This window comes from Nocardia nepalensis, from assembly GCF_048910785.1.
Taxonomy (GTDB): Bacteria; Actinomycetota; Actinomycetes; order Mycobacteriales; family Mycobacteriaceae; genus Nocardia; species Nocardia nepalensis.
The window spans coordinates 1,200,353-1,216,189 of sequence record NZ_JBKBET010000020.1 but is presented as its reverse complement, the minus strand read 5'-3'; the positions used below and the strand labels follow the sequence as shown (position 1 = coordinate 1,216,189).

Sequence of the window (15,837 nt, the reverse complement as noted above, 5' to 3'; positions counted from 1 at the left end):
ATGTTCGTCAACACGTTGGTGCTGCGCGCCGAGGTGCGTGCCGAAGCCACACTCGGTGACCTGCTCGCGACCGTCCGCGCGGCGGATCTGGCCGCCTTCGATCACGCCGCCGTACCCTTCGAACAGCTCGTCGATGTGGTGAATCCCGTTCGCTCGCAGGCACACGCGCCGCTGTACCAGGTGGCGATGACGCTGCAGAACCAGTCGAAGCCGGACTTCCAGCTGCACCGACTGTCCATCGCCGCGCTCGATATCGGTCCCGCGCCGATCCAGCTTGACCTGGACTGGACACTGACCGACCGCTACGCCGCCGACGGGTCGGCCGACGGCATCGATGTGCATTTGCATTACGCGCTGGACCTTTTCGACGAGGACACCGTCGCCGGGTTCCTGTCGGGTTTCGAGCGAGTACTGCGCGCCATGGTCCGCGACATCGGCACACTTGTCGGCAATGTCGAGCTGCTGTCGGTGGCCGAACGCGGATTGCTGCTGTCGGATCGCAATGCCACCACCCGGCTGCTGCCCCCGGCGACTCTCGACGACCTGTTGATGGCCCGCGTGGCCGCGACCCCGGACGCGGTCGCGGTGCGTTTCGAGGACACCGCGGTTACCTATGCCGAATTCGAGACACAGGTGAATCGCGTTGCACGGTGGCTTATTTCGGCCGGTATCGGTCCGGAGACGATCGTCGGTCTCGCCGCGCTGCGGTCGATCGACATGCTCGTCGCGATGTACGCGATCGTGCGCGCTGGCGGTGCGTACCTGCCCTTGGATCCGGCCCATCCGGCCGACCGGATCGCGCAGGTGGTCGACAGTGCCGCACCGGCTCTGGTGCTGGCGGTCGGCGGTGCTGCCCTGCCCGAACTAGGTGGCGTCCGGGTGGTCGATCTCACCGACCTCGATCTCACCGGATTCGATGCCCGGACGATACCGGAGCGTCGCGCGCCACTGCGTCGGGACAATACGGCCTACGTGCTGTTCACGTCCGGTTCGACCGGCCGCCCCAAGGGCGTCGCGGTCACCCACCGCGCCATTATGAATCAGCTGCGGTGGCTCGAATTCCGCTACGGCGTCACCGCGGCCGACCGGATCCTGCAGCGTGCCCCGCTCACCTTCGACGTCTCGGTGTGGGAGTGTTTCCTGCCGATCGCGGTCGGCGCACCGCTGGTGATCGCCCGTCCGAGTGGGCATCTCGACCTGGACTACTTCGCCCGGCTGCTGCGCGAGCACGGCATCACCATCGCGGAATACGTGCCGTCGGTGCTCGCGGCGCTGATCGGTGAGGGCATGGGGGATGCGCTGCGTTCCTTCCGGCATCTGCACTGCGGCGGTGAAGCACTCACGCCGGATCTGCTCGCGGCGATCCGCGAACACGTCGGCGGCGCGGTGCATAATGCGTATGGCCCCACCGAGGCGGCGATTTCGGCGGTCTATCACGAATTCACCGCTGCCGATGCCGAATCCGGCCGTGACGTCGCCATCGGCCGTCCGTGCTGGAACACCCGCGCCTACGTGCTGGACGCGCGCCTGCGGCCGGTGCCGATCGGTGTCACGGGTGAGCTCTATCTCGCGGGCGACCAACTGGCCCGCGGCTATCACGGGCGGGCCGGGTTGACGGCCGAGCGCTTCGTGGCCGATCCGTTCGGGGTGCCCGGCCGGTTGATGTACCGCACCGGTGATCTGGTGCGCTGGAATCGCGAGGGCGACCTGGTCTACCTGGGTCGCAATGATTTCCAGGTCAAGCTGCGCGGTCAGCGCATCGAGCTCGGCGAGATCGAGTCGGCACTGGCCGCGGTGGCGGGCGTGACGAATGCCGCGGTCGTTCTGGTCCAGGACACCTCCGGCCATGACTGCCTGGTCGGCTATGTCAGTGGGGCGCAGCTGTCTTCGGATGCGGTGCTGGCCGAGGTGCGCGATCACCTGCCCGGGTATATGGTGCCCGCGCATCTGGTGGTGCTCGACGAGATGCCGCTCACCACGGTCGGCAAGCTCGATCGCGCTGCCCTTCCCGCGGTGGAAGTATCCGGTACTACCACAGAATTCCGTGCCCCCCGCGAAGGCGTCGAATCGGTCCTCGCCGCGCTGATCGCCGATCTCATCGGTGGTGGCGTACGTATCGGCGCGGACGACGATTTCTTCGCTCGTGGCGGGAATTCGCTACTGGCCATGCGTCTCGTCGCACGCGCCAACGCCGCTTTCGGGTGCGCGGTGACCGTGCGCGAGATCTTCGAGGCACCCACAGTTGCCGAACTGGCGCTGCGGGTGACCGATTCGCCCAGCGCTGCCCGGCCCGCACTCGTCGCCAAGGAGCGTCCCGCCCGTATTCCGCTGTCGCTGGCCCAGACTCGGATGTGGCTGCTGAACCGGATCGATCCCGACTCTGCGGTCTACAACATTCCGATCACCATCCGCCTGACCGGTGCATTGGATGAGCAGGCGCTGCGCAGGGCGCTGGGTGATGTCGTCGCACGGCACGAGTCGCTGCGCACCGTATTCCCCGATGACGCAGCCGGTCCCGCACAGGTGGTGCTCAGCGAGGGGATCGAACTGGCGCTACCGTGCGTCGATATCGCCGAATCCAACTTGGTCGCAGCGATTGTCGATGTCGCAGCGATCGGATTCGACCTGCGTTCGCGAATGCCCGTGCGTGCCAAGTTGTTCCGGGTGGCCGCAGACGATCATGTACTCGTCGTGGTGGTGCACCATATCGCCGCCGATGGTGTCTCAACCGCCCCGCTGGCTCGCGACCTGATGGTGGCCTACAGCGCTCGCACCGCTGGCGAAGCACCGCGCTGGCGGCCATTGCCGGTCCAATACGCGGACTTCACGCTGTGGCAGCACGACTTACTAGGTTCCGCCGCCGATCCCGAGTCCGTGCTGGCTCGCCAGATCGCGCATTGGCGCGCCGAACTCGACGGACTCGCCCCGGTACTCGAGCTGCCCGCCGACCGGCCGCGTCCCGCGGTTGCCTCCGGTCGCGGGGCGGCGGTCGAGTTCGCGATCACCGCCGAGCTCACCGCCGCTATCGCGGATCTGGCACGCAGGCACGGAGTCTCGTCGTTCATGGTCCTGCACGCCGCCTATGCGGCCCTGCTGGCTCGCTCGGCTCGCGTTGACGATGTGGCGATCGGCACTCCGGTCGCCGGTCGGGCCGAGGAGGCGCTGGACGATCTCGTCGGCATGTTCGTCAACACCCTGGTGCTGCGCACCGAGGTGGCGGCCGAGACATCCTTCGCCGAACTGCTCGGCCGGGTGCGCGCCACCGATATCCGGGCCTTCGCCCATGCGGATCTGCCATTCGAGCGGCTCGTCGACGAGTTGAATCCGGTGCGTTCGCAGTCACATTCACCGATCGTGCAGACGCTGCTGACCTACGAGCACCGCGACGATACGATGCTGCGACTACCCGGGCTGGATGTCGCCGCCTACCCGATCGATAACCAGGTCGCGCAGTTCGACCTCGCACTGGAACTCGCCGAGCACGCGGCGGGCGAGGGCACCGCGGTGCGCGCGGTCATGCGCTATGCGACGGATCTGTTCGACCGGCGGACGGTCGAATCCTTCGCCGCTCGCTTCCTGCGGGTGCTCGAGGTGGTCGTCGCCGATCCAGGTGTTCGTATCGGCGATATCGAACTGCTCGATCGTGCCGAGCGCGCGCTGGTGCTCGATCGGTGGAATGACACCTCGTTCGCGGTGGACGGCACGCAGACCCTGGTGTCGCGGTTCGAGGAACAGGTGCTGCGGACACCCGACGCGATAGCGGTGACATTCGAGGGCCACCCCTCATCGAGCCGCTACGCGACGCTGGCCCACCCGTCGCCCGACCACCACCCCTCATCGAATCGCTACGCGACGCTGACTTATCGCGAATTCGCCGATCAGGTGCACCGACTGGCACGCTGGCTCGTCGGACAGGGCGTCGGACCGGATTCGGTCGTCGCACTGGGTATGCGGCGTTCGCTCGACCTCGTGGTCGGCATGTACGCGGTCACGGTTGCCGGTGGCGCGTACCTGCCGCTGGACCCCGACCATCCGGCCGACCGGATCGAATACGTACTGGAGACGGCGCGGCCCGTATGGGTGCTCACCGCGGGCCTGGACCTGGAAGTCGGCGCGGCGCGGCAGGTCCGGATCGATCGCCTCGATCTGACCGGATACTCGCCCGCACCGCTGACCACGATGGATCGGCTCGGCGTGCTGTCGCCGGGGCATGCGGCCTATGTCATCTTCACCTCCGGTTCGACGGGACGGCCGAAGGGTGTGGCGGTATCGCATGGCGCGATCGTCAATCGGTTGGTGTGGATGCAGGCCGAGTACGGTCTGCGCGCCGACGACGCGGTATTGCAGAAGACCCCGGCGACCTTCGACGTCTCGGTCTGGGAGTTCTTCTGGCCGTTGCAGATCGGGGCACGTCTGGTTGTCGCGCGGCCCGACGGCCATCGTGATCCCGCCTATCTGGCACGGCTGATCAACGATGAGCGGGTCACCGTCGCACATTTCGTACCTTCGATGCTGGCGGTATTTCTCGCCGAACCGCGCGAATGTGGCACGCTGCGTGCGATATTCGCCTCCGGCGAGGCGCTGCCCGCAGCGACCGCACAGCGGGCTCGCGAACTGACCGGCGCTCGCGTGCACAATCTGTACGGGCCGACCGAGGCCGCGGTAGATGTCACCTTCCACGAGGTCACCGATGCCGACACGGTATCGGTGCCGATCGGCAGGCCGGTATTCAATACCCGCCTGCTGGTCCTGGATGCGCGCATGCGGCCGGTGCCGATCGGCGTACCGGGCGAGTTGTACCTGGTCGGTGCGCAGTTGGCGCTCGGCTATGTGGCCCGGCCGGAACTGACCGCCGATCGGTTCGTCGCGAATCCGCATGGTGTTGCCGGGGAGCGGATGTATCGCACCGGTGACCTTGTTCGGTGGAATGCCGACGGCGAGTTGGAGTACCTGGGCCGGACCGACTTCCAGGTGAAGTTGCGTGGGTTGCGGATCGAGCTCGGCGAGATCGAATCCGCGCTCACCGCGCTCGATGTCATCGACCAGGCTGTTGTCGTCGTGCGCACCGATGACCGGCTCGGCGATCAGCTGGTGGCGTATGTGGTTGCCGCGCAGTCTGTCGACATCGATGGTGTACGTGTGGCGCTGGAGGCTGAGCTACCCGCCTACATGGTGCCTTCCGCCTTCGTCGCGCTGGATGCCCTCCCGCTCAATGCCTCCGGCAAGCTCGACCGCACCGCATTGCCCGCACCCGTATTCGAGGCCGCCGCCTACCGCGCCCCGACGACCGAGACCGAGCAGACCGTCGCCGAGATCATGGGCGATTTGCTGGGCGTCGGGCGCATCGGCATCGACGACGACTTCTTCGCCCTCGGCGGCAATTCGCTGATAGCCACCCAGGTAGCGGCTCGGCTCGGCGCGGCGCTGGATGCCGAAGTCCCGGTGCGGATGTTGTTCGAGGCACCGACGGTCGCCGGATTGGCCGCACGCGCCGCGCGGCTCACTGGCACCAGCGCCCGCCCACAGCTGACCGCGCGACCGCGCCCCGACCTGATCCCGCTCTCACCCGCGCAACAACGGATGTGGTTTCTCAACCGCTTCGACCCGGACGAGACGGTGAACAATATCCCGGTCGCCCTCCGGCTCACCGGGCATCTCGACACCGGGGCGCTGGCCGTCGCGATCGCCGATGTGGTCGCCAGGCAGGAAACCCTGCGCACGATATACACCGACATCGAAGGCACTGGATACCAGCGGATTCTGGACCAGGTGCCCGAGATGGTCGAGCTGGATCCGTCGAATATCGCCGCCGCACTGATGGATCTGGTTGCCGCGCCTTTCGATGTGACCACCGAGGTGCCGCTACGCATCGGCCTGGCCACGCTGTCGGATCGGGAACACCTGCTCGCCCTCGTGGTGCACCACATCGCGGCGGACGGCTTTTCGATGGCGCCGCTGGCCCGCGATATCGCCACCGCATATGCCGCGCGCGCCACCGGCACCGCACCCACCTGGACCGAATTGAGCGTTCAGTACGCGGATTACGCACTCTGGCAACGGGAAGTGCTCGGCGCCGAAGACGATCCGGAATCGGTGGCCGCCCGGCAACTGCGCTACTGGAACCACGTGCTCAGCGGGCTTCCCGCACAACTGGATCTGCCCTCGGATCGGCCACGTCCAGCCGTCGCCAGCCATGCCGCCGCGAGCATCACCATCGGGCTCGATGCCGCACTTCGCGACGGAATAGCCAGCGTCGCCGCGCAGTACGACGCCAGCTCGTTCATGGTCGTGCATGCCGCGCTGGCCACATTGCTCGCGCGCCTTTCCGGCACGGCCGATATCGCCATCGGCGCGCCGATCGCGGGCCGCGGCGAGGCCGCACTCGATGATCTCGTCGGCATGTTCGTGAACACCCTGGTGCTGCGCACCGAAGTGCCCGGTTCGGACGCCTTCGCGGCGGTGCTGCGCCGCGTCCGCGATGGCGATCTCGATGCCTTCGCCAACGCCGATGTGCCGTTCGAGCGGCTGGTGGAGGTGCTGGATCCGCCGCGCTCCGAGGCGCGGCATCCGCTGTTCCAGATCGCGCTGTTCTTCCAGAATCTCGCACCGGTATCGGTGGAGCTGGCGGGCGTCACCGTCGCCGAATACGACATCGACTACCAGACAACCCGATTCGATCTCCAGCTGACCGTCACCGATGACGCGCTGCGCTTCACCTACGCCACCGACCTGTTCGACGAGGCGACCATCGCGACCTTCGGCACCCGCTTCACCCGGCTGCTGGCCGCGGTGATCGGCGATCCGGAGCAGGTGGTCGGCGATATCGATCTGTTCGAGTCCGGCGAGCTCGAGCGCGTCGTGACGGCGTGGAACGACTCCGCGCACACCGCGTTCGTCGCGGAGATGCTGCTCGACGAGTTCGAGGCGCAGGCCGCCGCGACACCCGACGATATCGCCTTGGCCTTCGCGGCCGAAGACGGAACCACCGGCCGCACCATCTCCTACGGCGAACTGGATCGCCGGACCAATCAGTTGGCCAGGCAGCTGATCTCGGCCGGGATCGGCCCGGAATCGTTGGTGGCTCTGGCGATTCGACGGTCCACCGACCTGGTGGTCGCGATGTACGCGGTGCTCAAGGCGGGCGGCGCGTACGTGCCGATCGACCCGGATCATCCGGCTCAGCGCATCGCGCACATCCTCGACATCGCAGCACCCGCCGCGCTGCTCACGACCTCGCGCGATCGAGCGGACTTCGGTTACACCGGTGCGACAGTGTGTGTCGATACCGTCGTGCTCGACGGTTACGCCGACGATCCGATCGCGGTGAACGAACGCACCGCGCCGATCCACCCGCAGAACCCGGCGTATGTCATCTTCACCTCGGGTTCCACCGGAAAACCCAAGGGCGTCAGCGTCTCCCATGCGGCGATCGTCAACCAGATGACCTGGATGCAGTCGCAGTACCAACTCACGGCCGAGGACGTGTACCTGCAGAAGACGGCGACGACCTTCGACGTCTCCCTGTGGGGGTACTTCCTGCCGCTGCGCATCGGCGCGACCCTGGTGCTGGCCACCTCGGACGGCCACCGCGATCCCGGCTACCTCGCCGCGGTGATCGACGAATACGGCGTTACCGTCACCGATTTCGTGCCGTCGATGTTGAGCGCGTTCGCCGCGCAGACATTGGATGCCGATCTCGGCACACTGCGCACGGTATTCGTCATCGGCGAGGCGCTACCCGCCGAGACCGTGCGTGCCTTCGGTGCGGTGAGCGCGGCTCGGCTGCACAACCTCTACGGTCCGACCGAGGCGGCGGTGAGCATCACCTACCGCGATGTCACCGGCGAGATCGACCGTGCCGTTATGCCGATCGGCAATCCGGAATGGAACAGCCGGGTGTACGTGCTGGATTCTCGGCTGCGGCCGACGCTGCCCGGTGTGGCGGGGGAGTTGTATCTCGCGGGGACCCAGCTCGCCCGCGGCTATCACGGCAGGCCCGATCTGACCGCGGATCGCTTCGTGGCCAATCCGTTCGGTCCGGTCGGTCAGCGCATGTATCGCACGGGTGATCTGGTCCGCTGGGACACCAGCGGTGCCAGCCCTGAACTGGTGTACCTCGGTCGTACCGACTTCCAGGTGAAGTTCCGCGGCCAGCGCATCGAACTCGGCGAGATAGCGGCGGTACTCGCCGCTGTGCCCGGTGTTTCGCAGGCCGCCGCCCGCGTTGTCGCGACGAATACCGGCGATCAGCTCGTCGGCTACGTGACCGGTACGGAAGACGGTCTCCGTCAGGCGGTGCTCGACGCCGCGGCGGATGCGTTGCCGTCATACATGATCCCCTCGGCGATCGTCGTGCTCGCTGCCTTCCCACTCAACACCTCCGGCAAACTCGACCGAAATGCCCTGCCGGAGCCCGTATTCGACCGCGTCGCCTACCGCGCACCGGTCACTCCGGCCGAACGACTGGTCGCCGAGGCCTTCGCGGCGGTACTGGTACGGACGCCGATCGGCGCCGACGACAACTTCTTCGACCTGGGCGGCAACTCGCTGATCGCCACGCGGGTGCTGGCCCGGCTGGGCGAGCGGCTCGGTCGCCGAGTGCCGGTGCGGGCGCTGTTCGAGGCGCCCACCGTGCATACGCTTGCCGCCCGTCTGGTCGCCGATGCGGACGCAAACGAGCTGGTAGTGCCGTTGATCGCGGGGCATCGCCCGGAGCTGATCCCGCTGGCTCCGGTGCAGCGCGGTATGTGGTTCCTCAATCGCCTCGACCCGGACTCGGCGGCGCACAATATCCCGGTCGCGGTGCGGATCGGCGGCGAGTTGGACGCCGCGACGCTGTGTGCCGCGTTCGCGGATGTGGTCGCCCGTCATGAGGTGCTGCGCACGGTGTATCCCGCCGATGCGGGCGGCACCGGCCACCAGGTGATCCTGTCCGCCGAATCGGCCCCGGTGCGGCTGGCGCTCGAAACCCTGAATGGTCCGGCGGACGACCGGATCGCCGAATTCCTCGGCGCGGGTTTCGATGTCACCACCGAGGTGCCGGTGCGCGCGGTGCTGCTGCGGGAACACGCGACCAGCCATGTGCTCGTCGCGGTGCTGCATCACATCGCGGCGGATGGCTACTCGATGGGACCGCTGCTGCGAGATCTATTGTCGGCCTACCTGTCCCGAGTTATCGGTGGCACTCCCGTCTGGCCGGAACTTGCCGCCCAGTATGCCGACTACGCGCTGTGGCAGACTGCCGAACTGGATTCGGTTGCGGCACAGCAGCTCACGTATTGGACCGAGGCGCTGCGCGATCTGCCGGAAGAGCTGGCGCTGCCCACCGACCGACCACGCCCCGCCATCGCGTCCAAGCGCGGCGGCAATGTCCGCGCCCGAATCGGCGGCGGTGTCGGGACCCGAGTGCACGAACTCGCCCTGCGGCATAACGCGACCCCCTTCATGGTCGTACACGCCGCGCTGGCAGTGCTGCTGGCCCGGCTCTCGGGTTCCGGCGATATCGCCATCGGCACCCCGGTAGCCGGACGCGGCGCGGCGGCGCTGGACGACCTGATCGGCATGTTCGTCAACACCCTGGTGCTGCGCACCCACCCGGATCCGGCCCGCTCGTTCGCCGATCTGCTCGCCGAGACCAGGACGGTCGATCTGGCCGCGTTCGCCCATGCCACCGTCCCCTTCGAACGCGTCGCCGACGAACTCGGCATCGAGCGCTCGCAGTCCAGGCATCCACTGTTCACCGTGGCGCTGAGCTATCTGAACGCCGGCGCGGAGGCGGTCGCGCTGCCGGGTCTGGAGCTGACGGCCGTCGAATTCGACGAGCCGGTGGCCCGATTCGATCTGCAGTTCACCGTCGCGGCCGACCTCGATGCCGACGGTCACCTAGCGGTCGAACTCAACTACGCGACCGACCTTTTCGATGACGCCACGGCCGCTGGGTTGCTGCGCCGATTCGGCCGTGTCCTCGGCGCACTCACCGCGGATCCGTCCGCGCCGGTCGGCGCGATCGACGTGCTCGCCCCCGCCGAACGCGCCGAACTGCTCGGCCGGCGGGGCGACGAACCGGTCCGGCCGCGTACCCTCGCCGAACTGATGGCCGCCGCTGTCGCGATGAATCCCGACGCAGTCGCACTGGTCTCGGAGGATCGGGAACTCACCTACCGCACCCTGGACGAGCAATCATCCCGACTGGCACGGATGCTCATCGGACACGGCATCGGCGCCGAGGATTTCGTCGCCGTGGCGATGCCGCGTTCGGTCGAATCCATGCTCGCGGTATGGGCAGTGGCAAAGACGGGGGCGGCCTTCGTGCCCGTCGATCCAACCTATCCGCCGGACCGCATCGCGCACATGTTGTCGGATTCCGGTGCCGCCATCGGCCTCACGCTCAACGCATATCGCACGGCACTGCCGGGCACCGCCGAATGGCTGGTGCTCGACGCACCCGCTACGGCGGCGCGTATGCGGCATTCGAGTGCGGCCCCGCTCGGCGTTGCGGAGCTGACGCGTCCGGTGCGGGTGGCCAATCCGGCGTGGATGATCTACACCTCGGGTTCGACCGGCATTCCGAAGGGCGTGCTCGCCACCCACGGCGGACTCGCGGGAGTGGCCCGCGCACAACGCGATCGGTACGAGGTCGCCGCGACATCGCGCGTCCTGCATGTGGCATCGCCCAGCTTCGACGCGTCCATGCTCGAGCTCTTGCTCGCACTGCCCGCGGGCGCCGCGCTGGTGATCGCGCCCGCCGGTGTCTACGGCGGCGCCGAATTGACCGCGCTGATCCGCGATCAGCGGGTAACCCACGTATTCATCACACCCGCGGTGCTGCAGACGCTGGACGCGGGCGAGCTGCCCGAACTCACGCACCTGACGGTCGGCGGCGAGTCCTACGGCCCGGATGTGGTGCAGCGCTGGGGGATCGGGCGGGCCTTCCACAACACCTACGGACCGACCGAAACCACGATCATCACAAATATCAGTGCGCCGCTGCGCCCAGGCGAGTTCGATCTCGGCACCACGATCCACGGCATGTCCGCGGTCGTGCTCGATACCCGGCTACAACCCGTCCCGGACGGTGTGACCGGTGAGCTGTATCTGCGCGGCCCCGGACTGGCTCGTGGATACCACGCGCGGCCGGGTCTTTCGGTGGATCGGTTCGTCGCCGATCCCTACGGTCCGGCAGGCGGGCGGTTGTACCGGACCGGTGACCTGGTGCGCTGGACCGCCGCCGGAGCGATCCAATACGTCGGGCGGGCCGACCATCAGGTCAAGGTGCGCGGTCTGCGCATCGAACTCGGTGAAATCGACGCGGTGCTCTCGGCCCATGACACCGTCGAATTCGCGGTGACCATCGGACATACCGACGCCGCGGGCACGGTCTCGCTGGTCGCGTATGTGGTCGCCGCGGCGGGCCGCACCATCGACACCGCCGAACTCACCGCCTTCGCCGGACGCGCACTCGCCGCCTACATGGTGCCCGCCGCCATCATGGTCCTGGATGAATTCCCGCTGACACCGGTCGGCAAGCTGGATCGAAAAGCGCTGCCGGAACCGGAGTTCCGGACCGCGGCCTTCCGCGCGCCGCAGACGACCGCGGAACGGATCGTGGCGGAGGTCTTCGCCGAACTGCTCGGGTCGCAGACGGCGGTCGGCCTCGATGACGACTTCTTCGCGATCGGCGGAAACTCCCTGACCGCAACACAATTGGCCGCACGACTCGGCGCCCGCCTCGACGTTTCGGTCGGCGTGCGGCTGGTCTTCGAGAACTCGACGGTATCGGCCCTGGCCGCCGCTCTCGACACCGCCGCCACCGATCCGACCGCGGCACGCGTACGTCCGGCACCGACCCGGCGAGCTGGATCCGATCCGGTTCCGTTGTCGCTGGCACAGCAGCGCATGTGGTTCCTCAACCGCCTCGACCGCCAGTCCACCGCTTACAACATTCCGCTCGCGGTGCGGCTCACCGGCGAACTCGATATCGCGGCGCTGAACGCGGCCATCGCCGATGTGGTGCAGCGTCACGAGGTGCTGCGCACCGTCTACCCGCAGCGCGAAAACGGTCCGGTGCAAGTGGTATTGCCCATGGCCGAGGCGGGAGTGCCAGTGCTGGCGCCGATTCCGGTGCCGGTCGACGATCTGACCTCGGCGGTCGCGGATTTCGTCGGCGGCGGATTCGATGTCACCGACGCGGTTCCGGTGCGGGCCCGACTGTTCCGCCCGGTCGAGGGACCGACCGACCTGGGTGCGCATGTGCTGGTCGTGGTCGTGCACCACATCGCTGCCGACGGTTCGTCGCTGGCCCCATTGGCCCGTGACGTGATGGTCGCCTATGCCGCACGCAAGCAGGCCGCACCGCCGGATTGGGCGCCACTGCCGGTGCAGTACGCGGATTACAGCCGGTGGCAACGGGATCTGCTCGGCAGTGAGGACGACCAGGATTCGCTGATCTCCCAGCAGCTGCGGTTCTGGACCGAAACCCTCACCGGCCTGCCCGCACAACTCACCCTGCCGACCGACCGGCCACGACCCGCCATCGTCTCCACCCGTGGCCGCCATGTCGACTTCACGATCGATGCCGAAATGCAGGCGAGTCTGGCGGAACTGGGCCGGGGCACCGGTGCGACGCTGTTCATGGTGCTGCACGCCGCATTCGCGGTACTGCTGGCCCGGCTGTCCGGATCCGCCGATATCGCCGTCGGCACCCCGGTCGCGGGCCGGGGCGCGGCCGAACTCGACGATGTCGTCGGCATGTTCGTCAACACCCTGGTGCTGCGCACTCCGGTTGATGCGACCGCCGATTTCACCGAACTGCTGGATCGGGTGCGCGCCGCCGACGTCGCCGCCTTCTCCAACGCCGACGTCCCGTTCGAGCGGCTGGTCGAGGTGCTGAACCCGGAACGCTCCACCGCGCGGCACCCGCTGTTCCAGGTCGGCTTCTCCTTCCACAACCAGGCCGCAGCGAAGTTCGCGCTGGACGGATTGACCGCCACGGCAGCGGATTTCGACTCCGAAGTATCGCAATTCGATCTGCATCTGGTCGTCACCGACCGCTACGACACGGATGGGAATCCGGCGGGGATGGCCGCATCCATCACGTATGCGACGGCACTTTTCGATGAATCAACCGTCGCGGGTTTCGCCGGTCGCCTGCAGCGCCTGCTGGCCGCGATCTGCGCCGCACCGCACGTCCCGGTGGGCGATCTCGCGCTGCTCGACCCCGCCGAACGCGAACGCATGCTGGTGACCTGGAACCGAACCGAGCGCGAGTTCAGACCGGCCACGCTCGCGGCGGCCTTCGAGGCACAAGTCGCGAAGACGCCCGATGCGGTGGCAATCGTCGACGACGCCGCGACGGTGACCTACGCCCAGTTCGCCGCTCGGGTCAATCGGCTTGCTCGCGCCCTCATCGGGCGCGGCATCGGCCCGGAATCGCTGGTGGCCATTGCCATCCCGCACAGTGTGGAACTCCTGGTCGCGATGTACGCGGTGATCGCCGCGGGCGGCGCGTATGTGCCCCTGGATCCGGCCCACCCGCTGGAGCGAACCGCGAGCGTACTCGCCGCCGCGAACCCGGCGCTGGTGCTGACCTCTGCGGAGCGCCCGATGCTGCCCGAGGCCGTGGTGGATCACGATGTGGTGCTGGATATCTCGGTCGCCGCGGGTGTCCTCGACAGCAGCCCGGTGCGTGCCGAGGAACGGGTGACGACACTGACCCCGGCCAATACGGCCTATGTCATCTTCACCTCGGGTTCGACCGGAACACCGAAGGGCGTCGCCGTCCCGCACGGTGCGGTGGCGCACCAATTGGATTGGCTGCAGTCGGAATACGCGCTCGACACCGATGACGCCACCCTGCTGATGACCTCGGCCGCGTTCGATCTGTCGGTATGGGAGTTCTGGTGGGCCTTGCGCACCGGTGCCCGCGTCGTACTGGCACCGCAGGGCGCGCAACGTGATCCGGCGGGCGTGGTGGATCTGATCCGACGCGCCTCGGTGACCACCGTGACGCTGGTGCCATCGCTGCTGGCCATGCTGGTGGAAGTCTGCGGCGACCGGCGGTTGCCGAGATCGCTGCGCCGGTTGCTGGTCATCGGTGAGGCACTGCCCGCCGCGACCGTCGACCGCGTCGCCGCGCTCACCGCCGCCCGGATCGATAATCTCTACGGCCCCACCGAGGCCGCGGTGTCGGTGACCCGATTCCGCACCGAAACCGGCATCCCTCACCCGGTGGTCCCAATCGGCACACCAGAGCCGGGGAACCAGGTCTATGTGCTCGACGACCGCATGCATCCGGTCCCGGCGGGCGTCACCGGTGAGCTGTATCTCGGCGGCGCACAGCTGGCCCGCGGCTATCACGGCAGGCCGGACCTGAGCGCGGAACGCTTCGTGGCCGATCCGTTCGGCGCACCCGGCACGCGAATCTATCGGACCGGCGATATGGTCCGCTGGGGTGCGGATGGCAATCTCGAATACGTCGAGCGCCGCGACTTCCAGGTGAAGGTGCGCGGTTATCGCATCGAACTCGCCGAGATCGAGCATGCGCTGCGTTCGCGTCCGACGGTGTCCGAGGCCATCGTCGTCGCCCATCACGGTGGCGAGAATGCCATGCTCGTAGGGTATTTCACCGCCACCGATCCGGTCGATCCGAACGCGTTGCGATCCGCGCTGACCGAGGTGCTGCCGAGCTACATGGTGCCAACGGTGCTGATGCGGTTGGAAACCCTGCCGCTCAACGCGAATGGCAAGGTCGACCGGGCCGCACTACCCAGGCCCGAGCTGGCCAGCCGGGAATTCCAGGCCCCGGAAACAGAGTTGGAGCAGCTGGTCTGCACCGTCTTCGCGGAGGCGCTGGAGGTCGAGCGAATCAGCGTGGACGACAACTTCTTCGAACGCGGCGGCAATTCGCTGCTCGCCACTCGCCTCGCGACCCAACTGAGTGCCGCTCTTGCCGAACAGATCCCGGTGGTGTGGCTGTTCGCCGCGCCGACACCGGCCGATCTGATCGCCCAACTGGAACTGCACCGCTCCGGTCGCGGCCGCGTCGATGCCCAGGCCGCCTTCGATGTCCTACTGCCATTGCGTCCCGGCGGTGCCCGCGAACCGCTGTTCTGCATTCATCCGGTCGGCGGCGTCGCCTGGTCGTTCGCCGGTCTGGCCGCACATATCGATCCGGAGCGTGGCATCTACGGCATCCAGTCGCCGGTGCTGAATTCGACAGCGGCACTGCCGGATTCGATCGAGAACTGGGCCGGCGACTATGTTCGTGCGATCCGTGCCGTGCAGCCGGAAGGCCCCTATCACCTGCTCGGCTGGTCGCTCGGCGGTGTGCTCGCGCACGCCGTGGCGAACCAACTGCAGGATCAGGGCCAGCGAGTCGCGCTGCTGGCCATGATGGACAGCTCGCTGCACATCACGGTGGACGAGACGGCGACGGTTCCGGTGGCCGATCTGCTCGGCGGGCTCCTCGGCGAACAGGCCGACGACGCCGATACCGAACTCGATCGCACCCAACTCGCCCGCCGCATCGCCGACCTCCCGGAACCGTTCGCCTCCTTCGGCCTCGACCGACTCGGCCGAGTACTCGACGCCGGCACCCACTCCCTGGAGCTCATCACGCGCTACCGTCCACGGCCCTACAAGGGCAATCTCGTCTACTTCACCGCCGCGCTCGACGACCCCACCGGGGCCAGCGGCGCGGCCAGCTGGTCCGACGCCGTCGACGGCACCGTGCACAACCACGCCGTCCAGGCCTCGCACTGGCGCATGACCTCCGAATCCGCCCTCGCCCGCATCGGCCACGTCCTGACCAACGTCTGGGCGCATGCCGAGCGGGCCTGA

1 protein-coding gene (running past one end of the window) is annotated in these 15,837 nt (G+C 67.7%); it reads left to right on the top strand.

Annotation, left to right across the window (positions count from 1 at the left end; translation table 11 throughout):
- Nucleotides 1–15,837: the 3' portion of a non-ribosomal peptide synthase/polyketide synthase gene (locus tag ACHQ4I_RS16635; protein ID WP_420772605.1), read on the top strand. It extends 9,597 nt beyond the left edge of the window; only the last 15,837 of its 25,434 coding nucleotides appear in the window; the start codon falls outside the window, past its left edge; its stop codon occupies nt 15,835–15,837.